Below are 23,605 nucleotides of genomic sequence, written 5' to 3' on the forward strand. Positions count from 1 at the left end.
TTCAAATGAAAAGAATAAGCACCGCAGTACCGGGCATCCTGGGCGCCCTGCTGGTCTTGCCCGCGCTCGTCACGCCAGCCGCCGCGCAAGTAGCCGCCGAAGCCGTGGTCGTGGCGCAGCAGCCCAAGGTGAAGAGCAAAGGCAGCCTGCCCGGCAAAGCCGCCGCCGCCCCGGCCTCGGCGCCCTCCGGCATCCCGGAAGGGGGACGCACCGAAATGGCGCCGGCCATGCAGCTGGCCGAGGGCAAGTCCAGCATCATCCGCCTGCAGCATCCGGCAGCGCGGGTGGCGGTGGGCGATGCGCGCATCGCCGACGTGATCCTGCTCAATCCGAAAGAAGTGTATATGCTGGGCCGCAGCGTCGGCACCACCAACCTGATCGTCTGGCAAAAGACCGGCGATACGGTGATCGCCGACCTGACCGTCAGCGCCGACACCGCCTCCCTTCAGGCGGGTGTCGACAAGCTGACCGGCGCGCCAGGCATGGTCAAGGTGAGCGCAGCGGCGGACTCCATCGTCCTCGCCGGCACGGTGCCGGACGTGGTGGTGTCCGAACATATCCTGCAGATGGCCAACGCCTACGTCACGCGCCAGCGTCCGCAAGGCGGCGGCGCTGGCAGCGCGAGCGGCGCCGGCGGCGGCCAGCAACAGTTCGCCGCCAGCGAGAACGGGCTGTCGCTCAAGGTGATCAATATGATGACGGTAGCGGCGCCCCAGCAGGTGATGCTGGAGGTGAAGGTGGCCGAGGTGTCCAAGACCCTGGTCGACCAGCTGGGCGCCAGCATCGGCGCCAGCCACGCCATCGGCAACTGGACCTATACCCTGCTCTCCAACCTGTTGAGCGGCAATTCGTCCTTCGTGGATGCCTTCAACCGCCGCAACGGCAATTTCCTCACCATCGATGCGCAGAAGCGCGACGGCCTGGTCAAGATGCTGGCCGAGCCTAACCTGATGGCCATCAGCGGCCAGGAAGCCAGCTTCCTGGCAGGCGGCAAGATCTTCATTCCGGTGGCGTCCAATCCGGAAGGCGGCTTTACCCGCATCACGCTGGAAGAAAAGGAATTCGGCGTGGCGGTGCGCTTCACGCCAACCGTGCTGGCCGACGGCCGCATCAACCTGAAGGTGGCGCCGGAAGTATCGGAGCTGAACAAGGAAGGCGTCGGCATTTCCGCCGGCGGGGTCACCGGCACTGCCATCCTGCCTTCGTTCACCACCCGGCGCGCGGCGACCACGGTCCAGCTGTTCGACGGCCAAAGCTTCGCCATCGGCGGCCTGATCAAGAACAACACGACCACCAATATCAAGGCCGTGCCGGGCCTGGGGGAGATCCCGGTGCTGGGCGCCTTGTTCCGCTCCAACGACTTCCAGACCGACCGCACGGAACTGGTGTTCGTGATCACGCCGCGCCTGGTCAAGCCGCTGCCGCCTGATTTCGCCGACAACCTGCCCACTTCCAACGTGACCGACCCGGCGCGCGCCTCGCGCATCTTCATGGGGCGCATGGAAGGCAAGCCGCCGCGCGAGCAGCAGCAAGAGCAGCAACAGAAGCAGCCCGGCCAGCCGGCCGGCGGTTTTGACTTGAACTAGGAGGCCACCATGAAACACGCATTGCTTCGCATCGCCGCCGTCGCCCTGCTGCCGCTGGCACTGGCCTCCTGCCTGGCGCCGGCCCCTTACGTCGACCGCGACCTGGGCAAGTCGATGACCGATATGCGCCATGCCCAGTACATCAACCCCGGCGCCGACCGCAATATGACGGTACCTGCAGGACTGGACGCCACGGCGGCCAAGTCGGGCTACGAGCAGTACGAAAAATCGTTCAAGGCGCCGGAGAAGAACACCAATACCTTCACGATTGGCATCGGCAAATAGGAGACTGCCATGGTCCAGCGCATTCCCAAGCATCACCAGCAGCGCGGCGCAGTCGCCGTGATGACTGGCCTGCTGCTCATGCTCGTGCTGATTCCGGTCAGCGGCCTGGTGCTGGACCTGGGGCACCTGTATATCGTCAAGACCGAGCTGCAGAACCTGGCCGATGCGGCGGCCCTGGCGGGCGGCAAGGACCTCGATAATACCGACGCTGGCCTGAACAAGGCGGTGGCCTCCGGCAAGGCCATCGCCCTGAAGAACCGCTACGACTTCGGCGCCACCTTGACGCTGGACGACAGCAACTTCCGCTTCGCCGCCAGCCCGGACGGCCCCTGGTACACGCTGGCGCAAAGCCTGGGCAATGCCACCGGCCGCACCTTTGTCGAAGTCGACACCCGCAACAACGGAACCCCGCAACAGATCAACACCTGGCTGATGCGCGTGGCCGGCAGCCCCAGCACGTCCACTTACAGCCGCGCCGTCGCAGGCCGCTTCGTCAATACCGTGACGCCGATCGGCATCTGCGCCATCGACCCGACGCGCCGCACCGCCAACTACGACTACAGCAGCTTTACCGAGATCGTGGAGTACGGCTTCCGCCGCGGCATGTCCTACAACGTGTTCGAACTGGGCTCGCTGGGTGGCGCGGCCTCCGACCCTTACCAGATCAACCCGGTCAATGCGCCACCCAATGCCTGCAATCCGTCCAACGCGGCCACCAATACCGTGGCGCCGTTCATGTGCGTCGGTAACAGCGCCGTGCTGCCGACCGGGGTCGGCCAGGTGTATACCAACACCGGCGTGTCGGCCACGCTGGACAAGGCGCTCAACTCGCGCTTCAACGACTACTCCGGCGGCTCCCAATGCGACCCTGCCACCGCGCCGCCCGACATCAATATCAAGGAATATGATTGCGTCGGCTCCAATCCGTGCGCCGGCGTTTCAGCCGTCACCGCCCCGTCGCTCTGGCAAGATACCGCAGGCACCAGCCTACCGAGCCAGCAGTCGGTCTCCACCTGGGCCAGCTCAAGTGGTCTCTATACCCCGAAATATGCGCTACCATTCGAGGCCACCGGCGGAAACACCTGGCCATCGTCGCCCTACACCCGCAGCGGTGTTGCCGGTCAATTCGCAACCTACGCGGGGCACGGCGTATTGTGGTCTTACACGCCTGCCATCCAGTCCAACGGTACCACCGCCATATTGCCTTCACAGGTAAACGGCACAATGGGCACCAGCAATATGTATGGGTCCCTCGCCTCAGGAAAATATCTCGACGATAGCGGTTCAAACCCGTGGCAGACTGTGGGTGCCGGCTTCACTTCGCAATACGCAGCGCCATACAACCAGACCGATCCTACCTACTTCCAGGCCCCGGCCGGCCGCACCGGCACCGAGAACCGCCGCATCCTGAACATCGTGCTGATCGACTGCCGCACGCCGCCGGTGGGCAGCGGCGCCTGCGGCGTGATGAACGCGGTCGGCATCGGCAAGTTCTTCATGCAGAAGAAAGCCAACTTCGGCGGTTCGCCTTCGCTGCTGAACGTTGAATTTACCGGGCTGGTGGAGCCCGTCCCCACCTCCGAAGTCAAACTGTACAAGTGAACGCCATGCGTACCCGTCCATCAACCAAGCAATCCGGCGCCGCCCTGGTCGAATTCGCCCTGGTGATCTCCATCCTGATCCTTCTGCTGGCGGGCACCTATGAGTTCGGCCGCGCATTCGCCTTCTACGACGCCCTGAGCAAGGGCACGCGCGACGCCGCGCGCTACATGAGCGTGGCGAAAAAGGCCAACATCAATTCCAGCGCCGTGGGCAATGCCAAGGCCATCGTGGTGGCTGCCGCCAACGCCGCCAAGGTGCCCAACTTCACCAGCAGCAACGTGGTGGTCACCTGCCTGGACGCGTCCTACAACGACAGCAACTGTGTCGACGGCACGGCCCCTGGCGGCGTGCGGGTGGAAATCCGCAGCTACAACGTCAATATCGGCCAGACCATCCCGCTGATCGGCCAGTCGATGCGCACCATCAGCCTGACGCCGCACACCACCATGCGCTACATGCTGTGAGGACACCATGCACACCCTGTCCCGCCACCCCATCCTGAAGCGCCAACGCGGCGCCGCGATCGTGGAGTTCGCGCTGATCTGCGCAATCTTCATTTCGCTGCTCATCGCCACCATCGAATTCGGACGCATGATGTTCGTGTACAACAGCATGCAGGAAATCAGCCGCCGCGGCGCGCGCGAAGCCACGGTGCGCTGGATTTCCGACACCGCCGCCATCAAGAGCGCAGCCCTGTTCGGCGCCAGCACCCTGCCAGGCGCCCCCGAGGTGACCAGTTCCAATATCTTCATCCGCTACCTGCGCGCCAACGGCGTCGATGAAGTCACTACCCCACCGATCGATGCCGGCGACAACATTGCCGCCTGCAACGACGTGACGCGCACTTCTGAATGCATCGCCTTCGTCGAAGTCTCGGTGCGCAACGTGACCTATAAGCCGCTGATTTTCAACCCTGACAGCGTCACCACCTCGCGGCCCAGCGTCTCGCTGCCGCAAGCCACTACCGTCGTCTATGCCGAGAGCCTCGGCTTTACCAACTGAGCGATGCCATGAAGATCACAGCCATCTCCAGCAACGAAAAGCAACTGTTCGAAATCGCCCGCATCCTGCGCGAGCGCAGCCTGGCAGACCAGGTCGACGTGCTGCACGGCCTGCTCGACAAGCTGCCGCGGTTTGAGGCCGGGGCGCCGGACCTGCTGCTGCTGGCCCAGCCCCTGCTCAATGGCGAGGACCTGGAACGGCTGGAAACGCTCAGCGTGCAGCAGCCCGACATGGCCATCATCGTCGCCTGCGGCCAGCAGACGCCCGATTTCCTCCTGCAAGCCATGCGCGCCGGCGTGCGCGAAGTGATGCCGATGCCGATCGACCCCGCCGCGCTGCAGTCGGCGGTGCGCCGCATCGACGAAAAACGCAATTTCAGCGCGCGCACGCTGGGCAAGGTGCTGGCCTTCATCTCGTGCAAGGGCGGCAGCGGCGCCACCTTCCTGGCCGCCAACCTCGGCTACGCGCTGGCGGCGGCCGAAGGCAAGAAAGTGGCGCTGTTTGATTTCAACCTGCAGTTCGGCGACGCCTCGCTGTTCGTCTCCGACCAGCGGCCGGCCGCCAGCGTGGCCAGCGTGGCGCAGCAGATGCACCGGCTCGACCAGTCGCTGCTCATTTCCAGCATGGTGCAGGTGACGCAGAACTTCCACGTGCTGGCCGCGCCGGAAGACCCGACCCAGGCCAACGACGTACACCCCGAGCATGTGGACGCCCTGCTGCGCCTGGCGCGCCAGCACTACGACTTCGTCATCCTCGACATTGGCCGCAGCCTGGACGCGGTCTCGGTGCGCGCGCTGGACCAGGCCGACATGATTTTCCCGATCCTGCAGGCCACGCTGCCGTATATCCGCGACGGCAAGCGGCTGCTGCAAGTGTTCCGTTCGCTCGACTATCGGAAGGACAAAATCCACCTGATCGTCAACCGCCATACCAACAACGGCGACATCCGCCTGCGCGATTGCGAACAAGCTTATGGCATGGAGATGTTCCGCACCATTCCGAACCACTATGAAGCAGCTGCCGCCTCGGTCAACCAGGGCGTGCCGATCTTGCAGCTGCAGCGCGCCAGCCCGGTCTCCAAGGCTTTGCAGGACCTGGCGCGTACCCTGGCCGGCGAAAGCAGCAACGATTCGCGCGGCTGGTTGTCCCGAATTCTCCAGCGCGCGTAACAGCGAGCATCCGACTAGCCTATGGAGCCGATCATGCAGATCCCAGCCCAGACCCTCCGCAACCGCCTTGGCGCCGCCGCGCCGTTGAATGGCAACGTATCCGCCCTGCGCGGCTCCGAGGCGATCGACAACCGCGCCTACCAGCAGCTCAAGCACCGGATCCACCAGACCCTGCTCGACCGCGTCGACCTGGAAGGCATGCAGCGCCTGACCCAGGACCAGATCCGCGACGAGCTGAAAGTGCTGGTCGAGCGCCTGCTCGAAGAGAATATGGTGGTCATCAACGACAGCGAGCGGCGCAACCTGACGCGCGACATCCAGTACGAGGTGCTGGGCTTCGGGCCGCTGGAGCCGCTGCTGGCCGATCCTAACGTGTCGGACATCCTGGTCAACGGCGCGCGCCAGGTGTACGTCGAACGCAAGGGCTGCCTGGAACTGACGGCAGTCACCTTCAACGACGACGCCCACCTGATGAAGATCATCGACAAGATCGTCTCGCGCGTGGGACGCCGCATCGATGAATCGAGCCCGATGGTGGACGCCCGCCTGCCGGACGGTTCGCGCGTCAACGCCATCATCCCGCCGCTGGCGATCGACGGGCCGGTGCTCTCGATCCGCCGCTTTTCGGCCGATCCACTGGGCCTGGCGGAGCTGATCAGCTTCAACTCGATGACCGAGGCCATGGCCAGCATCCTGCAGGCGCTGGGCAAGAGCAAGGTCAATATCCTGATCTCCGGCGGTACCGGCTCCGGCAAGACCACCATGCTGAACGCGATTTCCGGCTACATCAGCCACAGCGAGCGTATCGTCACCATCGAAGATGCGGCCGAACTGCAGCTGCAGCAGCCGCACGTCGTGCGCCTGGAAACCCGTCCGCCCAATATCGAGAACAAGGGCGAAGTAACGCAGCGCGCCCTGGTGCGCAACGCATTGCGCATGCGCCCTGACCGCATCATTTTGGGCGAGGTGCGCGGCGCCGAAGCACTGGACATGCTGCAGGCCATGAATACCGGCCATGAAGGCTCGATGGCCACCATCCACGCCAACACGCCGCGCGACGCCCTGACCCGCCTGGAAAACATGATCAGCATGGGCGCCGCCGGCCTGCCGGTGAAAGCCATGCGCCAGCAGATTTCCTCCGCCATTGGGGTGGTGGTGCAGGTGGCGCGCCTGACCGACGGCAAGCGCAAGCTGATGTCGATCCAGGAGATCACCGGCATGGAAGGCGAGATGATCACCATGCAGGAAATCTTCTGCTTCAAGCAGACCGGCATCGGCACCGACGGCTCGGTGCAGGGCTACTTCAGCGCCACCGGGGTGCGGCCGCGTTTCGGCGACCGCCTGCGCACCTTCGGCGTCACCCTGGCCGACAATATCTTCGATCCAACCGTGCAAAAGAGGACGTAAGCCATGGACTACCTCTACTACGCTACCGGCATCCTGGTGTTCCTGGCCGTGGTGCTGCTGATCGAAGGCATGTACCTGACCTGGAATTCGGCCAAGGGGCCGGAGGCGGAACGGGTGGCGCGCCGCCTGCGCATGATGTCGGCCGGCGGCCACGCCGGCGGCGACAGCCACTCGATGATCAAGCAGCGCATGCTGAGCGAAACGCCGCTGTTCCAGCGCCTGCTGCTGCAAATGCCGCGCGTGAGCCAGGTCGACCGGCTGCTGGAGCAGTCGGGCATGAGCTGGACCGTGTCGGACCTGGTGGTGCTGTCCCTCATCAGTCCCGTGCTGGTGGGCGGCCTGCTGCTGTTCCTGCGCCTGCCCCTGTTCGTGATACTGCCCATGATGCTGTTCTCGATTGGCATTCCACTGCTGGTCGTGCTGCGCGCAAAAAACAAGCGGCTGGCCAAAGTGGACACGCAACTGCCCGACGCGCTGGACTTGATCGGCCGCGCGCTGCGCGCCGGCCACGCCTTCCCGACTGCCATGAAAATGGTGGGCGATGAGATGAACGCGCCGATCGCCGACGAATTCAAAGCCACCTTCGACGAGGTCAATTTCGGCATCTCGATGAACGATGCGCTGATGAACCTTGCCACGCGCGTGCCCAGCACGGACTTGCGCTATTTCGTGATCGCAGTGCTGATCCAGCGCGAGACCGGCGGCAACCTGGCAGAACTGCTGGACAACATCAGCAAGATCATTCGCGAGCGCCTCAAGCTGCTGGGGCAGATCCGTGTGCTGTCGGCCGAAGGCAAGATGTCGGCCTGGGTGCTGGGACTGCTGCCCTTCGTCACTGCGCTGCTGATCCAGCTCACCAACCCCGAATTCCTGGCCGTGCTGTACACCGACCCCGCGGGGCGCAAGATGATCGCCATGGCGCTGGTGATGATGTTCCTGGGCGTGCTGGCAATGCGCAAGATTATCCGGATTCGCGTCTAGCTGGAGACTGACATGAGCATCCTTCAAATGGCCTTCCTGGCGCTGGTATTCCTGGCGGTCTTCGGCACCGCCTATGTGATCATGCTGCGCTTTTCCAGCAACCCGGTGCAGGGCCGCCTGCAGCAGGTAACGGAACTTCCGAGCGCTCCGCGCCGCCGCGAGCGCATCAGTCCCAACCTCCTGTCCCGCCTTTCCACCTGGCTCGCGCCGGTAGCCAAGCTGTCTGGCGCCGAAGAAGAAGAGTGGGAAAAGTCCGCGCTGCGCACGCGCTTCATGAATGCCGGCATGCGCCATCCCGCGATGGGCGTGCTGTACTTCGCCGCCAAAACAGCATTGGCCATCGTCCTGCCGCTGGCAACGTATGTCGTGCTGGTGCTGGCCAATTCGCACCTGACCGGCAACGGCCTGATGTTCTGGCTCCTGCTGGCCGCAGCGGTAGGCTACTATCTGCCCAACTACGCGCTGCGCTACGCGGTCAACCATCGCCAGCGCGAAATTTTCGAATCCTTCCCCGATGCGCTGGACTTGATGACGGTATGCGTTGAAGCAGGCCTGGCAATGGACGCCGCCTTGCTGCGCGTGGCCGAGGAAATCGGGATCAAGAGCCCGGTCCTGGCCGATGAACTGCACCTGGTCACGCTGGAACTGCGCGCTGGCCTGGCCAAGGAGCGCGCCCTGCGCAACCTGGCGCTGCGCACCGGCGTGGAAGATGTGGACGCACTGGTGGCCATGCTGATCCAGGCGGAGCGTTTCGGCACCAGCATCGCGGACTCGCTGCGCGTCCAATCCGACCTGCTGCGCACGCGCCGCCGCCAGCGCGCCGAAGAAGCTGCTGCAAAGATTTCCCTGAAACTGCTGTTCCCGTTGATCTTCTTCATCTTCCCATCGCTGCTGGTGGTGCTGATGGGGCCCGCCTTTATCTCGATTTACCGCGTACTGCTGCCAACCATGAGCGGCGACGCCGGCTAGAAAGGAACTGCCATGATCAAGCTTAAGCCAATCGCATTGGCCGCCATGGGTTGCGGCCTTCTCTCGGCATGCAGCGCCCCGCCGCCATCGCGCCCTTTGGCCTTGCAGCCTGTGGTGCGCGGCGACATGCCGGGCAACCAGGCCGCCAGCTGGAACCGGCTGGCTCGCTTCCACCACGAGCGCGGACAGCTGGCGCTGGCGCTTGGCGCCTACGCACAGTCATTGGCGCTGGACTCGAACCAGCTCGAGGCGCGCAATGCCGTGGCCGTGATCGAGGCGCAGCGCGGCGACCTGGAATCGGCGCGCAAGGCTCTGGTGGCGCTGGTCAATGACTATCCCGGCGAAGCGCAGCCGCATACCAACCTTGGCTATGTGCTGTACCTGATGGGCGATAACGCCGGCGCATCGCAAGTGCTGCGCCGCGCCATGGCGCTGGGCGCCGGGCCGAAGGCCTTCCAGAACCTGCAGCTGGCGGAAGCCGCCATGGGCAAGGCGCCAAGCGCCGAAGACGCGCAACTGGCCGCCGCACATGCCGCCCCGCGCGCCGCCGAACCGCCTGTCTCCGCAACCGCGGCAACTGCATCCGGTGCTGACGCCGCCCCGTCGGTCGTGCCACTCGCAGCACCGCTCGCAGCCAGCAGCGGCGCCATGCCATCGGCAACTGCTCGCGCAGCCCAGGCAGCACCTGCCGCACTGCCCGCCGCAGCCACGCCGGTGGCGGCAACTGCAGCCCCCTCCGTGGCCCCCGCCCCAGCACCGGCAACTGTCGCAGCCGTCGCGCCAGCCGTCGTAGCCGTCACCGCCCCCGTCCCCACGCCGGCGCCTGTCATGCCCACCGTTCCTGTGCGAAAAATGGCTGCGCCTCTTGAAGCGGCACCGCTGGCCGCAGCAAAACCTGCGCCGATCCAGATCGTCCCCGACACGCCAAACGCCACGCGCAGCGCACCTGACCAGCTCACTGTGCTGCCCTCCTCGCGTGAAATCGCCAACCACATGGAACTGGTCAAGCTGAATGCCAGCGTCTACGAGCTGAAAGCGCGCGTCGCTCCAGATCCGGTCATCGCGTCGGCACCGGTGGCTGCCGTTGTGCCGAAGCCCGCCGTGCAGGCCGTGCCAAAAGCAGAAAAGGTCCGCATGGTCCGCCTGGAAGTCGCCAACGGCAACGGCGTCACCGGCATGGCGCGCCGCTTCCGCAGCCTGCTTGGCCAGATGGGCATCCCGGTCGACCGCCTGAGCAACGACAAGCCTTACAAGCAGGTCGCCACCACCATCCAGTACAGCCCAGGCTTCGAAAAGCAGGCCGCCAGCCTGCAGAAAGCCCTGCAAGGCAAAGCGCAGCTCACCAGCAAACAGCTGGCTTCCAGCGACGTACGCCTGGTGCTGGGCAAGGACGCCCGCGTCAGCCTGACCGCCGCCACCGAGGCCGCAGGCCTTTCCCTGGTCGCCATGCAAGAGGACAGCAATAACTGAAGTCACTGAACGTACCCAATACAAACGCTAAGAGGGGTCGCACATGTTGATGCAAACGAGGATGAAAAGCTTTATAAACTTCCTGGCCGCCTGCCTGCTGGCGGGCTTTTTAGCAGCCTGCGGCGGTGGTGGCACCAACGATGGTTGCATCAACATTGACCCTTCGCGGTCCAGTTCATTGCCAAGTTGTAGCGGTAGTGGCGGCACAACCACCCCAGGTACGGGTACATCTACTTCAGGCACCTTAACACTTGCCATGCAGGACAGTTCTGGAGCGGCTCTCACGAATTTAACTCCTGACGTACCGGCAACTGTGAATGTCGTCGTGAAGAATGCCAACGGCGTCGCCGTTTCAAACAATGTCGTCACATTCACAACTTCGGATACCACAGGGGTATTCTCACCCGCCATCGGAACGGCCCTTACCGACGGCAATGGCATGGCAAGCTTGAAGTTGGCCGCAGGCACGCAGGCCGGAGCATTCACGCTGACCGCGAGTAGCGTGATAGGCTCATCGACAGTGAAAGCAACCAAGAGCTACACGGTCTCTTTCCCTGTCCTGACGACGAGCGACATTATCGTTTCTCCGTCGACAGTACCAGCAGGCGCCAACGCGAGCGTCACACTGTCCATCAAGAACGGCAGCACCAATTACACGTCTCCGGTTTCCGTCGCCTTCACATCGATCTGTACCAAGTCCGGCAAAGCGCTGATCGGTTCACCTGTGATTACGCAAAATGGTGTGGCAGTGGCGAGCTATACGGATAAAGGCTGCGGCACAACCGATACACTCACCGCGACCGCCGTGGTACCGAACGCGACGCTGACGAAGTCAGTTGATATCGTCGTACTCCCTGCAGCAGCGGGCTCGCTGAAATTCGTCGGGGTGGACACCACTAACATTGCGTTGAAGTTCACCGGTGGCGTGGGGCGCCCAGAATTTTCGACCGTGAAGTTCCAGGTCTTTGATATGAACGGTGCCCCTGTAGTGGGCAAGCTCGTAAGCTTTGTGTTCAGCGATAGCAACCAAGCCACCACTACTGGTGGCCTGAAATTGAACCCTGCAACAGCTACCACCGCTGCTGACGGCACTGTCACAACGACCGTTTCGGATGGCACAATTCCGACCTCTGTAAGGGTTGTCGCATCGGTAGTAGGTAGCTCGCCATTGCTCACAACTATTTCAAGCCTGCTCGTGGTTTCGAGTGGCGTTCCCGACCAGCGCCACTTCACGGTACTACCTGAAGTCGGCAATGCCGAATGCTGGAATATCATTGGAAAATGCGTAATGGTGAGTGCATATCTAGCAGACCACTTCGGCAACCAAGTCACGGACGGGACGGTCGTCAACTTCACCACCGAAGGAGGGATGATTATTGACTCTTGCCAGACAGTCAACGGATTATGTTCGGTGCCTCTCTACTCATCATTCCCTCATCCGCTTGACGGACGCGTAACCATCTTGGCCTACGCGCTCGGAGAAGAAAACTTCCTCGACAAAAACAACAACAACACGTTCAACGACGGCATTGATGGCTTCAACGTCCCCGGCGATGACCTATCGCCCGACATTTTCCGGGACGACAATGAGGATGGACTCTTGTCGGCAGGGGAACCGTGCATCGGACCCAACACCAACGGAACCTGTACCACGCCAGGGGATCTGAAATACAACGGCGTGCTGAGGATTCCGCAACAGCCAAGCCCACAGGCACAATACATCTCAACGTCTTTTGTGATGCAATTCTCATCCAGCCATGCACAGATAACGGTGACTCCGTCGCCCATCTCGTGTACGGGTACTTCGACTGATGTCCAAGTCACGGTAAAAGATGACAGAAACCTTTTGATGCCAGCCGGTACAAAGATCGCGTTCTCTGCCACCTATGGAGCGACCGCGGTACAAGTATCCCCTTCAGAAGCTACTGTGCCGAGCGTGATCTTGCCTGTAGGGGGAGTAATTTTCCATCCTACCTATGTTGTAACTATTCCTTGTTCAGGAACGGCAACAGGCACCTTCAATGTAACAGTAACCACTCCAGGTGGAACCGTAACCCCTTCTAGTACTCGAATCAACTAAGGAGCCAGCGTGCGCTGCGGGCATCGCCAAATCGGCGGTTCCAGCGGCGCAACTGCATGCTAACGCATGATTGCAAAGAGGGCAGCTAGGGCGCCACAAAAGCTTGCGGCAACTCCTAGGTCAGCTCTTTTTGCAGGAAACGCCAGATCTCCGGTGCCTGCAGCGCGGCGATGTTCAGGCGCATGAACTGCGACGGCAGCTGGCTTGGCGAGAACAGGCTGCCGGGCGCCAGCAGCAAGCCCTGCCCCATGGCCTTCTCGGTCAGCACATTGGTATCCCTCCCCGCGTCCACCCACACAAACATGCCTGCCGGTGGCGCGCTGGCGATGCGCATGCCGGTTTTCTCCAGCTGGCGCACGGTGCGCGCACGCAGGCCATCCAGGCGCGTGCGGATACGTTCCGTGTGCTTGCGGTAGCTGCCCTCCGACAGCACCTTGTGCACCACGCGTTCGCCGATGTCGCTGGTGGTGAGGGTTTGCAGCATCTTGCGATCGGCCAGGCGCAGCGCCATTTCTTCCGATGTAGCGATGAAGCCGACGCGCAGGTTGGCAGCCATGGTCTTGGAAAAGCCCCCCAGGTAGATCACGCGTTTCAGCTGGTCGAGCGCCGCCATGCGCGTGGCAGGCTGTACGCTGCTGCCGGGATGCAGGTCGCAGTAGATATCGTCTTCCACAATGGTGATGTTGTGCTCCTCCGCGATGCGCAGGATCTGGAAGGCTTTTGCCGCCGATAGCGAAGTCGAACTCGGGTTGTGCAGCACGGAGTTGATTACGTACAGCTTGGGCTTGTGGATCGCGGCCAGTTCGGCCAGCTGCGCGAGATCGGGACCGTCGGCCAGGCGCGGAATGCCGACCACGCGCGCGCCCAGTGCGGCGAAGGAGCCGAACATCAGGAACCAGGCCGGGTCATCCACGAATACCGTGTCGCCGGGGCGGGTGAATTCTCGCGCCACCATGTCGATCGCCTGCGTGACGCCGGCCGTGGTGACAATCTGCTCCGGCGTGGCGCCGATTTCGAGCTCCGCCAGTTTGTGCTGCAAGTGCTGACGCAGCGGCAAATAGCCTTGCGGCACGCCGTAATTCAGCAGGATGCTGCTGTGCTGGCGGCTGATGGCGCGCAGCGCGTTGCCAATTGCCACGCCGTCCAGCCAGTCCGCCGGCAGCACGCCGGTGCCGGGCATGTGCTGGTGCGGCACGGTCCGGAACATATTCCGCACCAGCCAGACTACGTCCAGCCCCTGCGAACCTTCGGGCTGCGCCAGGCCGGCCTCCGGGGCTGGCTGGGGCGCCTGCAACGGTGCGCGATCCCGGATGAAGAAGCCGGCGCCGCGCCGCGATTCGAGATAGCCGCGCGCCACCAGCTTGTCATAGGCGCCGACCACGGTGAACGGCGATACGCCGTGCGCCGTGGCGAAGTGGCGTATCGATGGCATGCGCGTGCCGGCGCGCAGCACGCGGTCGTCGATGCGGGCGGCGACGCTGCGCACGATCTGGTCGCTGAGCGACTCGCCGCCTTCGCGGGACAGGAGGATTGTATTGGTCATATCACCATCACAGTGCGTGAAATTATCCGTGCAAGTGTATTGGTACTGTACTGGTTACTTATTCTACGATACACCCATCCCCGTCAAACTTCCAGTGATTAAAGGAGCCTTGCCATGACCCTGCTGCCAACCCGTGCTGAACTCGACGCTGCTGCCACCATCGTGTATGGCGCCATGCCGGCCACGCCGCAGTTTTCCTGGCCTCTGTTGAACGAGGCGCTGGGTACGGATGCCTGGGTCAAGCATGAAAACCATACGCCAACCGGCGCTTTCAAAGTGCGTGGCGGCCTGGTTTACCTGGCTGGCTTGCTGAAACGCGAGCCAGGCGTCAGCGGGATCATATCGGCCACGCGCGGCAACCATGGGCAGTCGCTGGCGTTTGCTGCACGCCGCCACGGGGTGAAGGTGACCATCGTGGTCCCGCATGGCAATAGCGTGGAAAAGAACGCCGCCATGCGCGGCCTCGGGGCGGACCTGATCGAATTCGGTGACGATTTCCAGGCCAGCCGCGAATATGCGCTGTCGCTGGCGCGCAAGCAAGGCCTGCACATGGTGCCGTCCTACCATCAGGACCTGGTGGCTGGCGTGGCGAGCTATTGGATGGAGCTGTTCCATGCGCAGCCTGCGCTGGATACGGTATTTGTGCCGATCGGCATGGGATCAGGCTTTGCTGCGGCGATTGCGGCGCGCGAGGCGCTGGGCTTGCGCACGCGCGTGATCGGGGTGGTGTCGAGCCATGCTCCGGCTTACCTGGAGTCCTTCCGTAGCGGTGAACTGCGCGAGGCGCCGGCTACCACGGAGCTGGCGGATGGCATGGCTTGCCGTACACCAGATCGTGAATCGTTGGAGGTTGTGCGCCGCTATGCGGATGATGTAATTGAAGTCAGCGATGAGGAGGTGGCGCGGGCGATACGCTTGTATTACCGGGCGACGCACAACCTGGCCGAGGGCGCGGGGGCGGCGGCGCTGGCGGCGGCTTTGCGGCTGAAACACGATGCGCGTGTGGCGGGGTGCAGGGTCGGCCTGCCGCTGACCGGCGCGAATGTGGATGCGGAGAAGATCATGCGGGTTTTGTCAGAGGTGCTGCCATGACGCCGTATTCACATGATTTGCCGGGGTGGGAGGTGGACTGCCAACCCGGTAAACCCGGGTCTGACCCAAGGGTCAGACCCGGTCTGCGCAGCCTGCCGAGGATGGGTCAGACCCTTGGGTCTGACCCTGGTTTACCGGGTTTGTCAAACGAAGCAAAAGGCATGCTATTGGGCTTCGTCGGCGTCGCCATCTTCAGCTTGACCTTGCCATTTACCCGGCTGGCGGTGGCCGGGCTCGATCCAGTCTTCGTGGCCATGGGCCGCGCCGTGGCAGCTGCTGTACTGGCCCTGTGCTGGCTGCACTGGAAGCGCGCCGCCTTGCCGTCGCGCGCCCAGTTGCCGTCACTCCTGGCCGTCACTATCGGCTGCGTGATCGGCTTCCCCTTGCTGACCTCCATCGCCATGCGCACCCTGCCCGCTTCCCACGGTGCTGTACTGGTCGGCATCCTGCCGCTGGCCACCGCCTTGTTCGCCGCGTTGCGCGGCCACGAACGTCCGTCCGCCGGCTTCTGGATGATGGCGGCCGCCGGCAGCGCCCTGGTCATCGGCTTCGCGCTGCGACAATCCGGCGGCGGACTGCATGGCGCCGACCTGGCCGTCTTCGCCGCCGTGGCGCTGGCTGCCATGGGGTATGCGGAAGGCGGGCGGCAGTCGCAAACCATGGGCGGCGAACAGGTGATCGGCTGGGCGCTGGTCCTGTCGCTGCCGGTCGCGGCTCCGGCCGCCGCCTGGCTGGTCTGGCGTGACTGGCCCACGATGACCGCCGCAACGGCCAGCGCATGGCTAGGCTTCGGCTACGTCTCCGTGTTCTCCATGTTTATCGGCTTCTTTTTCTGGTACCGCGGCATGGCGCTGGGCGGCGTGGCGCGGGTCGGCCAGGTGCAGCTGGCGCAGCCCGGATTATCGTTGGTGGCAGCTGCCCTGGTCCTGAACGAAACTTTGCAAATTGAGCATATTCTGTTCACTTTTGCCGTAATTGCCGTCGTCGGCGCAGGAAAACGCATGAAAGTCGCCCGTTGACCGTGACGAATTCGGCAACGCGCAGAGTACAATAGCGTTTTCACGGAACCTTTTTCTTGGAAATCACATGTCTGTCTACGAAAAACTGAAGTCGCTCGATATCACCCTGACCGCGCCAGCCGCCCCGGTAGCCGCCTATGTCATGCATGTACAAACCGGCAACCAGGTTTTCCTGTCCGGCCACATCGCGAAAAAGGCCGACGGCACCCCTTGGGTAGGCCAGCTGGGTAAGAATATCTCGACCGAAGAAGGCAAGCAGGCAGCGCGCTCCATTGCCATCGCCATGCTGGGCACCCTGCAGGAAGCCTGCGGCGGCGACCTGACCCGCGTCAAGCGCATCGTCAAGGTCATGAGCCTGGTGAATTCCACCCCTGATTACACCGAGCAGCATCTGGTGACCAACGGCTGCTCCGAGCTGCTGGGCGAAGTGTTCGGCGACGCCGGCAAGCACGCCCGCTCCGCTTTCGGCGTGGCCCAGATCCCGCTCGGCGCCTGCGTCGAAATCGAAATGATCGCAGAAATCGCTTAATTATCCTGAGTATTGAAAATGAAAATCGAGACCCCAAACCCATTGCAGTGGCATTTCTCCGAGCGCGCCAAAGGCATGCAGGCCTCCTTCATCCGTGAAATCCTGAAGGTCACGCAGCAGCCTGAGATCACCTCCTTCGCCGGCGGCCTGCCATCGCCAGCCACCTTCCCGGTGGAGATCATGCAGGCAGCGTTCGACAAGGTGCTGTCGACCAACGGCAAAGTCGCCCTGCAATACGGCCCGACCGACGGCTACATGCCGCTGCGCCAGTGGATCGCCGATTCGCTGTCCCAGAACGGCGCCAAGATTTCGCCGGAACAGGTGCTGATGGTGTCGGGCTCGCAGCAGGCGCTGGACCTGATCGGCAAGGTGCTGATCGACGAAGGCAGCAAAGTGCTGGTGGAGACCCCGTCCTACCTGGGCGCGCTGCAGGCGTTCTCGGTGTACCGTCCTGAATTCCATTCCGTTCCATCCGACGAGCATGGCCTGATCCCATCGGCGCTGGACGGCATCGCCGATGGCGCGCGCCTGCTGTACGCACTGCCTAACTTCCAGAACCCGACTGGCCGCTCGCTGTCGGTGGAGCGCCGCCAGCAACTGGTGGAAACCTGCGCCCGCCTGAACCTGCCGCTGATCGAAGACGATCCATACGGCGCCCTGTCCTACTCCGGCCAGCCTAGCCCGAAGATGATCGCCATGAATCCGGAAGGCGTGATCTACATGGGCTCCTTCTCCAAAGTGCTGACCCCTGGCATCCGCCTGGGCTATGTCGTGGCGCCGCTGCCGATGGTGCGCCGCCTGGAACTGGCCAAGCAGGCGGCCGACCTGCACACCGCGCAACTGACCCAGATGGTCGTGCACGAAGTGGTGAAGGACGGCTTCCTGGACAAGCACATCCCGACCATCCGCGAATTGTACGGCAACCAGTGCAAGGCCATGCTGGATGCAATGGACCAGCACTTCCCGAAAGAAGCCACCTGGACCAAACCGGATGGCGGCATGTTCATCTGGGTCGAGCTGCCAAAGCACATCAACGCGATGGAACTGCTGGACGAAGCGATCAAGAACAAGATCGCCTTCGTGCCGGGCGCACCGTTCTACGCCAACGAGCCAGCCACCAACACCCTGCGCCTGTCCTTCGTGACCGTGCCGCCGGAACGCATCCGCGCCGGCATCGAGGTGCTGGGCAAGCTGATCAAAGCCCGCATGTAATCCGGCTCCGCGCAGGTTGAAGACCTTTTCGAGGCTACTCCTCGCGGCATGCCTGGCCGCCGGCAGCGCACACGCTGCCGGCAAGCCCCCTATCGTCCTGGTGCACGGCTTCCTTGGCTTTGACCACGCTACGCTGGGCGGCAATTTCCGCTACTGGGGCGGTTTTAACGATATCGCACAGCACCTTGCTGCCAACAGCGGCCGCGACGTGTTCACCGCCGGTGTCGGACCGGTCAGTTCGAACTATGACCGCGCTATCGAGCTGTATTACCAGATCAAAGGCGGCTGCGTCGATTACGGCGCCGAACACACCGCACGCAATACCATCGCAGTGGAACAGGCCAAGCCCGCCGGTAAATGCTGGGCGGCCGACCCATCCAATAATCCAGACAAGTATCCGCTCGCACTGTATCCGCAGTGGGACGCAGCGCATCCCATCCACCTGGTCGGGCATAGCCAGGGCGGGCAAACCATCCGCACCCTGATCCAGCTGCTGGAAAAGCCCGGCGAGTCCGATCCGCATTGCGTGCCGCAGGACGAGCTGCTGAAGGGCGGCCGCTGCGGCTGGGTCATCAGCGCCACCACCATCGCTACGCCGCATAACGGCACCACGCTGCGCGATATCGTCGTCAACTGGCTGCCGAGCGCATCGACCCTCGCGGGCCTGGCGGTGCAGGCGATGGGGACCGGCGGCTCCGGCGGGAACGGCTTCAAGTTCCGCCTCGAACAATACGGCGTTGGCGCCGCGCCATCCGAATCGGTCACAAGCTTTTTCGAGCGCACGCGCAACCACCCGTTCTGGAGCCTGGACAACCACGACTCCGCGCAATGGGAGCTGTCGCCCGACGGGGCCAGGGAATTGAACAACTGGGTGAAGACTTCGCCCAACGTCTACTATTTCTCGATCAGTGCGCATGCCGCGCGCAAGGACATGACCGTCCTCCTGCAAGGCATGGCGGGTGAGTGGGTCCTGCCCTCCTTCGGCAAACCCGGCATGGGGTCTTTCCAGCAGACCGCGCCAGGCCGCGTGCCAACCGACGCACGCTGGTTCGCCAACGACGGCGTGGTAAACACCATCAGCATGGCCGGGCCGGAGGGCAGCACGATCCAGCCGCTCAACGGGCAACCCGTCAAGGGCGTATGGAACCAGCTCGATGCCATGCCGGGCTTCGATCACTTTGCCGTGATCGGCTGGGGCGCCAATTCGGCGAAGTCGCTGAAGATGTACGACAAGCTGATGGCAATCCTTTCAGGGCTGGATTAAACCGGGCCCTTTGGCTCGCGGTGCATTGCGATTGGCTCCGCAGGCATGCTTGTCCCGCAACCGTGCGCAATCTCCACGTGGTGAAATGAAATCACACAATAACCACGGGAGACACCCGCATGAAAGTGCTATCGAAAATCACCCTTGCCGCCTGCCTGGCGGCGTCGTCATCCAGCTATGCCGCGAATAGCGATCCGGTCGTGCTGGTGCACGGCTTCCTGGGCTTTGGTCCGGAAACCTTCGCCGCCACCGGCTTCAAATACTGGGGCGGCTTCAACGATATTGCAGGACATATCCGCGAGTCGCAGCGGCCCGTGTTTGTTGCCGGCGTCGGCCCGGTCAGCTCCAACTGGGACCGTGCGGTGGAACTGTATTACCAGATCAAGGGCGGTTGCGCCGACTATGGCGCGCGGCATACGGCGGACAATGCGGCAGCAGGCCATATCCAGAAACCGGCCGGCAAATGCTGGGCGGCCGATCCGGCCAACAATCCAAACAATTACCCGCTCGCGCTATACCCGCAATGGGACGCGCAGCACCCGGTGCACCTGGTATCGCACAGCCAGGGAGGCCAAACGATCCGCACCCTGATCCAGCTGCTTGAAAACGGCGCACCCAACGGCGCCGGCAGTGAAGGCAGTGGCGCCTTGTACGCGGGCGGCAAAACAGGCTGGGTCAAGAGCGCGACCTCCATTTCTTCACCGCACAACGGCACCACACTGCGCGATGTGGTGGTGGATTTCGTACCGAAGGTGTCGGAGCTTGCGGGCAGCATCGTGCAGGTGGCGGGGCTGGGAGGCTCCGGCGGCTCGGGCTACAAATTCCGTCTCGAGCAATTCGGAATGGCGCAAGGACCGGCCGAATCAATCGGCGACTTCATCGACCGTACGCATGCGTCCCCGTTCTGGCAACTGGCCAACCATGATGCCGCCCAGTGGGACCTCGCTCCCGATGGCGCGACCGAGTTGAACGGCTGGGTGAAGACGTCGCCCAACGTCTACTACTTCTCCATCGGCTCACGCGCCACCGAGCAAGGCAGCTGGTGCTGCAACAACACCGACCGCGTGATCGCGCCGTTCCAGAACAGCGATTACCAGTACGCGCGCAACGACATGATCTTCTTTCTGAAGAATACAGCCGGCGAATGGGTCGTGCCGTCGATCCTGCAGCGCGGCATGGGTTCTTCGCGCGGTGCGGACTGGTACCCCAACGATGGCGTGGTGAATACCAATTCGATGCACGGACCTTCGGGCCAGCCGTTGCGCTACTTTGACGGCACGCCGCAGAAAGGGACCTGGAACTACATCGGCTACTACGACCAGTACGACCACTTCGACGTGATCGGATGGGACTCGCCATCGTGGGCGGTTTATCCGATCTACGACAACCTGCTCGGCATCATTGGCGGGCTTTGATCGTGCGCGCTACGATCCTCATCGCAGCGGCCGTCGCAGCGGCCGCGCTGTGGCGGGCCGCTGCCAGCGTGCCTGTGCCCACGCCAGCGTCCTCGCCCGCCGCGTCAGCTGCCGTCGGCGCCGGCGCAGCCAGGGACGCGCGTTCAACGGCCGCTGCGGCAAACACCGCGTCCATCGTTTCGCTCGTGGAAGGGGCGCCCGATGCCACGACAGCGCCGCCTGACGCGCGCGGCGCAGCGGCCAGCGCCCTCGCGAGAACCGAGGCCGCCGTACGTGAAGCACGCCGCCGTGGCAAAGGCGAACAGGAAGTCCACCGCCTGCGCAGCGCAAGCATGCCTGCCGCGCAAGTGGACGCGTTGGCACGCATGGAAGCGGCGGAAAACGGCTGGCGCCGGCGCGTGGAAGCCCTGCAGGCAGCGTGTGCCGCCAACATCGGCTGCGACGACGCACGCGCCAGTTTCACACGCGAGGAACTGGCGCGAACAGAGGCCTACGCACCGCCAACGCTCAGGCGATAAATGTCAGGGAACCTGCGCCAGCATCCTGCCCGCATCCTCCGGCCCAACGTAGCGGGCGATCATGCGCAGCAGGGTGCCGTCGGCGCGCATCTCTTTGAGCAAAGCGCCCCAGCGCCGCGACTCCTCGGCGCTGAAGCGCACTTTCGCCATCATCAGGTTGGTCGGAATATTCTGCCTGGCCGCGCCCCAATCCTCGACCCGCACCGTGCCCGCCGCAATTTCGTCCTTCAGGTAGCTGCCGTATACCATCTTCGGCGCCAGCAGCGCCTGGAAGCGCCCGGCCTTGAACATGGCGTACAGGCGATCGGAATCGTCCACGTCCTCCACCCGGCCGATATTGCGCAACTGCGCGACGAAATCCTCAAACGGCGGCCCTGCGGCATAAGCGCGCCCATGGCCCAGCCGCAGGTTTGGATCGGCGATGAAATCCGCCAGCGAATGCACGCCGCCGCTGCCCTCCTTGCGCAGCACCAGCATATTCCTCACCCACATATAAGGCTCGGCCCAGGCGAACACCAAACGCTCCGGCGTGGCCGCAGCGGAAAAAGTCATGTCCACGCTGCCGCTTTGCAAGGCCGGCCATATCGCGCGCCGCTGCATGATTTTGTAGGAGAAAATGCAGCCGCTTCGCTTGCGCAGTTCTTCCGCCAGGTCCTTGTCCAGGCCGACGCCAGCGCGATAGAAGTTGCCGAACTCGTAGAGACCAACCACGATGGGCCGCGCCGGACACTCCGGTGCTGCGATCTTGTCCGCCAGCGCCGGGAGACAAGGCCAGGCCAGCATCAGGGCCAATAACCATCGATTCAGCATCCTGCCCTCCCGGTATCCCTATCGTTGCAACCGATTATGACACGCCGATTACTTGGGTCAAATGGCGTTAATTTTTGATCAACAAAAATGTCTCAATATACACAAAATGTCACATAATTCCTTGGGTCTCCGGAAACTTTGATCAACTTTCATTAATTCAACGTCTTTTTTAGGCAAAACCTTCCTTGAATTTTTACAATTCCACTTGGCAACACGGTATTATCAACGGCATATCCTACTTACCTCCAGTCAGCATGAATCAAGGCGGTACCAGCTTTACACCACGGCGTGACGCTGTGATATTGATTGTTGATGATGCGCCGGACAACCTCTCGGTCCTGCGCAAGCTGATGGTCGAGCAGGGTTATCAAACGTATGTCGCCAACTCCGGCGAACGGGGGCTGGAAATCGCGCGCCGCGTGCACCCGCACCTGATCCTGCTGGATGTGATCATGCCCGGCATGGACGGCTTCGAAACCTGCCGCCAGCTCAAATCCCATCCTGCCACCGAAGATATTCCGGTGCTGTTCATGAGCGCCCGCAACGAGCAGGAAGACGTGGTGACCGGCTTCGAACTGGGCGCCGTCGACTACATTGGCAAGCCGCTGCGCATGGCGGAAGTGTGCGCGCGCGTGCGCACGCAGCTGCAGATCCGCTTCGCCACCGAAACGCAGCAAGAACAATCGGAACGGCTGCGCACCATCGTCAACAATATGGCCGAAGGCCTGTTGATCATCGAAGCCGATGGCCGCATCCAGTTCACCAACCCGGCTTGCGACCAGTACCTCGGCTACATGTCGCACGAGCTGGCGGGAAAGTCGATTTCCGACCTGCTCAACCCTTTGGTCGCCGGCGAATACCTGGACTACTTTGCGCGCTACGCCGCCAATCCCGAAGCGGCGCACAGCCACGGCACGCGCGAAGTGATCATCCGCCACCGCACCGGCAAATCCGTGTGCATGGACTTGACGCTGACGCCGATGTTCCTGCGCCAGCCGCTGTTCATCGGCCTGCTGCACGACATCACCCACCACAAGCTTTCGGAAGATGCGCTGCAGCGCGCGGCCATGATCGACCCGCTGACGAAGATCGCCAACCGCCGCCACTTCGACTCCTTCCTGGAAAAGGAATGGCAGCGCGCCATGCGCACCGGCGCACCGCTGTCGCTGGTGGTGCTCGACGTCGACCACTTCAAGCTGTTCAACGACACGCTAGGCCACGCCCAGGGCGACGTATGCCTGCAGCAGGTCGCGCAAGCGATCAGCGCCCACGCCCTGCGCGTGACCGACCTTGCAGCGCGCTACGGCGGTGAAGAATTCGTACTGCTGTTCGCCGAAACCGACGCCGACTCGGCCTACCAGATGGCCGAATCGATCCGCACCCACGTCGAATCGCTGCACATTCCGCACCCGCGCTCCGCGACCTCGCCGCACATCACGGTCAGCATCGGCGTAGCGACACTCTGCCCCACCCCGACGGACAACATCGAATCGCTGTTCGTCGCCGCCGACCGCGCCATGTACGCCGCCAAGGAAGACGGCCGCAACCAGGTGCGCGCCACGCGCCCGCCCACCACCGCCATCGAAGCCGCCCGCGCCGCCCTCGCCAAACGCTGAATGAGAAGTCGGCGGTAGAAAAAGGGGACGTACCCC

21 protein-coding genes are annotated in these 23,605 nt (G+C 63.1%); 19 read left to right on the forward strand and 2 right to left on the reverse strand.

Features of this window, described 5'->3' with window-relative positions; all coding sequences use genetic code 11:
- The first annotated feature begins 5 nt into the window (after positions 1 to 5).
- From GM658_RS11755 to GM658_RS11805, 11 genes are read left to right on the forward strand one after another with little or no spacing between them, the layout of a single operon-like run.
- On the forward strand, positions 6 to 1,586 hold the full coding sequence (locus GM658_RS11755) for a type II and III secretion system protein family protein (RefSeq protein WP_155454223.1): 1,581 nt from the start codon (positions 6 to 8) through the stop codon (positions 1,584 to 1,586).
- Between the two features lie 9 nt (positions 1,587 to 1,595).
- The gene (locus GM658_RS11760; RefSeq protein ID WP_155454224.1) at positions 1,596 to 1,871 is read left to right on the forward strand and encodes a hypothetical protein; all 276 of its coding nucleotides are present in this window, start codon (positions 1,596 to 1,598) and stop codon (positions 1,869 to 1,871) included.
- A gap of 9 nt (positions 1,872 to 1,880) precedes the next feature.
- Complete coding sequence (locus tag GM658_RS11765; protein ID WP_155454225.1) at positions 1,881 to 3,473, forward strand: pilus assembly protein TadG-related protein; 1,593 nt, start codon at positions 1,881 to 1,883, stop codon at positions 3,471 to 3,473.
- A 5-nt stretch (positions 3,474 to 3,478) separates the two neighbouring features.
- The gene (locus GM658_RS11770; RefSeq protein WP_155454226.1) at positions 3,479 to 3,937 is read left to right on the forward strand and encodes a TadE/TadG family type IV pilus assembly protein; all 459 of its coding nucleotides are present in this window, start codon (positions 3,479 to 3,481) and stop codon (positions 3,935 to 3,937) included.
- A 7-nt stretch (positions 3,938 to 3,944) separates the two neighbouring features.
- Entirely contained in the window at positions 3,945 to 4,475 is a 531-nt protein-coding gene (locus GM658_RS11775) for a TadE/TadG family type IV pilus assembly protein (protein ID WP_155454227.1), read from the forward strand.
- Positions 4,476 to 4,483: 8 nt separating this feature from the next.
- Positions 4,484 to 5,644, forward strand: a complete 1,161-nt coding sequence (locus GM658_RS11780; RefSeq protein WP_155454228.1) for a CpaE/TadZ family protein — start codon at positions 4,484 to 4,486, stop codon at positions 5,642 to 5,644.
- 33 nt (positions 5,645 to 5,677) lie between these two features.
- Complete coding sequence (locus tag GM658_RS11785; RefSeq protein WP_155454229.1) at positions 5,678 to 7,051, forward strand: TadA family conjugal transfer-associated ATPase; 1,374 nt, start codon at positions 5,678 to 5,680, stop codon at positions 7,049 to 7,051.
- 3 nt (positions 7,052 to 7,054) lie between these two features.
- The gene (locus GM658_RS11790; protein ID WP_155454230.1) at positions 7,055 to 8,032 is read left to right on the forward strand and encodes a type II secretion system F family protein; all 978 of its coding nucleotides are present in this window, start codon (positions 7,055 to 7,057) and stop codon (positions 8,030 to 8,032) included.
- A 12-nt stretch (positions 8,033 to 8,044) separates the two neighbouring features.
- Entirely contained in the window at positions 8,045 to 9,001 is a 957-nt protein-coding gene (locus GM658_RS11795; RefSeq protein WP_155454231.1) for a type II secretion system F family protein, read from the forward strand.
- 12 nt (positions 9,002 to 9,013) lie between these two features.
- Positions 9,014 to 10,471 (forward strand): LytR C-terminal domain-containing protein, encoded by a 1,458-nt coding sequence (locus GM658_RS11800; RefSeq protein WP_155454232.1) that lies wholly within the window; start codon positions 9,014 to 9,016, stop codon positions 10,469 to 10,471.
- A gap of 43 nt (positions 10,472 to 10,514) precedes the next feature.
- Positions 10,515 to 12,551: an Ig-like domain-containing protein gene (locus GM658_RS11805; protein ID WP_155454233.1), complete on the forward strand. Its 2,037-nt coding sequence runs from the start codon at positions 10,515 to 10,517 to the stop codon at positions 12,549 to 12,551.
- Positions 12,552 to 12,666: 115 nt separating this feature from the next.
- On the opposite strand, the gene GM658_RS11810 is transcribed toward GM658_RS11805, so the two are convergent.
- Entirely contained in the window at positions 12,667 to 14,094 is a 1,428-nt protein-coding gene (locus GM658_RS11810; protein WP_155454234.1) for an aminotransferase-like domain-containing protein, read from the reverse strand.
- 114 nt (positions 14,095 to 14,208) lie between these two features.
- Between GM658_RS11810 and GM658_RS11815 the strand changes: the two genes are divergently transcribed.
- The 7 genes from GM658_RS11815 to GM658_RS11845 all read left to right on the forward strand — a co-directional run bounded on the left by GM658_RS11815 (position 14,209) and on the right by GM658_RS11845 (position 21,143).
- Positions 14,209 to 15,186, forward strand: a complete 978-nt coding sequence (locus GM658_RS11815; protein WP_155454235.1) for a threonine dehydratase — start codon at positions 14,209 to 14,211, stop codon at positions 15,184 to 15,186.
- A gap of 161 nt (positions 15,187 to 15,347) precedes the next feature.
- Positions 15,348 to 16,205 (forward strand): DMT family transporter, encoded by an 858-nt coding sequence (locus GM658_RS11820; protein ID WP_155454236.1) that lies wholly within the window; start codon positions 15,348 to 15,350, stop codon positions 16,203 to 16,205.
- Positions 16,206 to 16,272: 67 nt separating this feature from the next.
- Positions 16,273 to 16,734 (forward strand): RidA family protein, encoded by a 462-nt coding sequence (locus tag GM658_RS11825; protein ID WP_155454237.1) that lies wholly within the window; start codon positions 16,273 to 16,275, stop codon positions 16,732 to 16,734.
- An 18-nt stretch (positions 16,735 to 16,752) separates the two neighbouring features.
- Complete coding sequence (locus GM658_RS11830; protein WP_155454238.1) at positions 16,753 to 17,946, forward strand: aminotransferase-like domain-containing protein; 1,194 nt, start codon at positions 16,753 to 16,755, stop codon at positions 17,944 to 17,946.
- A gap of 16 nt (positions 17,947 to 17,962) precedes the next feature.
- Positions 17,963 to 19,210 (forward strand): esterase/lipase family protein, encoded by a 1,248-nt coding sequence (locus GM658_RS11835; RefSeq protein WP_155454239.1) that lies wholly within the window; start codon positions 17,963 to 17,965, stop codon positions 19,208 to 19,210.
- A gap of 119 nt (positions 19,211 to 19,329) precedes the next feature.
- Complete coding sequence (locus GM658_RS11840; protein WP_155454240.1) at positions 19,330 to 20,625, forward strand: esterase/lipase family protein; 1,296 nt, start codon at positions 19,330 to 19,332, stop codon at positions 20,623 to 20,625.
- Between the two features lie 2 nt (positions 20,626 to 20,627).
- A complete protein-coding gene (locus GM658_RS11845; RefSeq protein ID WP_155454241.1) occupies positions 20,628 to 21,143 on the forward strand; it encodes a hypothetical protein in 516 nt (171 codons plus the stop codon).
- A gap of 3 nt (positions 21,144 to 21,146) precedes the next feature.
- Here the strand turns inward: GM658_RS11845 and GM658_RS11850 are convergent, their stop codons facing one another.
- Positions 21,147 to 21,953, reverse strand: coding sequence for a substrate-binding periplasmic protein (locus tag GM658_RS11850; protein ID WP_155454242.1), 807 nt, complete (start codon positions 21,951 to 21,953; stop codon positions 21,147 to 21,149).
- Between the two features lie 254 nt (positions 21,954 to 22,207).
- Between GM658_RS11850 and GM658_RS11855 the strand changes: the two genes are divergently transcribed.
- Positions 22,208 to 23,569: a diguanylate cyclase domain-containing protein gene (locus GM658_RS11855; RefSeq protein ID WP_155454243.1), complete on the forward strand. Its 1,362-nt coding sequence runs from the start codon at positions 22,208 to 22,210 to the stop codon at positions 23,567 to 23,569.
- The last annotated feature ends 36 nt before the right edge of the window (positions 23,570 to 23,605 follow it).

It is taken from the genome of Massilia eburnea, assembly GCF_009720745.1.
GTDB classification, from domain to species: domain Bacteria; phylum Pseudomonadota; class Gammaproteobacteria; order Burkholderiales; family Burkholderiaceae_D; genus Rugamonas; species Rugamonas eburnea.

Bases quoted from the DNA above. Each gene is read 5' to 3' on its own strand.
- GM658_RS11755 (WP_155454223.1), top strand. From the start codon at position 6: ATGAAAAGAATAAGCACCGCAGTACCGGGCATCCTGGGCGCCCTGCTG.
- GM658_RS11760 (WP_155454224.1), top strand. From the start codon at position 1,596: ATGAAACACGCATTGCTTCGCATCGCCGCCGTCGCCCTGCTGCCGCTG.
- GM658_RS11765 (WP_155454225.1), top strand. From the start codon at position 1,881: ATGGTCCAGCGCATTCCCAAGCATCACCAGCAGCGCGGCGCAGTCGCC.
- GM658_RS11770 (WP_155454226.1), top strand. From the start codon at position 3,479: ATGCGTACCCGTCCATCAACCAAGCAATCCGGCGCCGCCCTGGTCGAA.
- GM658_RS11775 (WP_155454227.1), top strand. From the start codon at position 3,945: ATGCACACCCTGTCCCGCCACCCCATCCTGAAGCGCCAACGCGGCGCC.
- GM658_RS11780 (WP_155454228.1), top strand. From the start codon at position 4,484: ATGAAGATCACAGCCATCTCCAGCAACGAAAAGCAACTGTTCGAAATC.
- GM658_RS11785 (WP_155454229.1), top strand. From the start codon at position 5,678: ATGCAGATCCCAGCCCAGACCCTCCGCAACCGCCTTGGCGCCGCCGCG.
- GM658_RS11790 (WP_155454230.1), top strand. From the start codon at position 7,055: ATGGACTACCTCTACTACGCTACCGGCATCCTGGTGTTCCTGGCCGTG.
- GM658_RS11795 (WP_155454231.1), top strand. From the start codon at position 8,045: ATGAGCATCCTTCAAATGGCCTTCCTGGCGCTGGTATTCCTGGCGGTC.
- GM658_RS11800 (WP_155454232.1), top strand. From the start codon at position 9,014: ATGATCAAGCTTAAGCCAATCGCATTGGCCGCCATGGGTTGCGGCCTT.
- GM658_RS11805 (WP_155454233.1), top strand. From the start codon at position 10,515: ATGTTGATGCAAACGAGGATGAAAAGCTTTATAAACTTCCTGGCCGCC.
- GM658_RS11810 (WP_155454234.1), bottom strand. From the start codon at position 14,094: ATGACCAATACAATCCTCCTGTCCCGCGAAGGCGGCGAGTCGCTCAGC.
- GM658_RS11815 (WP_155454235.1), top strand. From the start codon at position 14,209: ATGACCCTGCTGCCAACCCGTGCTGAACTCGACGCTGCTGCCACCATC.
- GM658_RS11820 (WP_155454236.1), top strand. From the start codon at position 15,348: ATGCTATTGGGCTTCGTCGGCGTCGCCATCTTCAGCTTGACCTTGCCA.
- GM658_RS11825 (WP_155454237.1), top strand. From the start codon at position 16,273: ATGTCTGTCTACGAAAAACTGAAGTCGCTCGATATCACCCTGACCGCG.
- GM658_RS11830 (WP_155454238.1), top strand. From the start codon at position 16,753: ATGAAAATCGAGACCCCAAACCCATTGCAGTGGCATTTCTCCGAGCGC.
- GM658_RS11840 (WP_155454240.1), top strand. From the start codon at position 19,330: ATGAAAGTGCTATCGAAAATCACCCTTGCCGCCTGCCTGGCGGCGTCG.
- GM658_RS11850 (WP_155454242.1), bottom strand. From the start codon at position 21,953: ATGCTGAATCGATGGTTATTGGCCCTGATGCTGGCCTGGCCTTGTCTC.
- GM658_RS11855 (WP_155454243.1), top strand. From the start codon at position 22,208: ATGAATCAAGGCGGTACCAGCTTTACACCACGGCGTGACGCTGTGATA.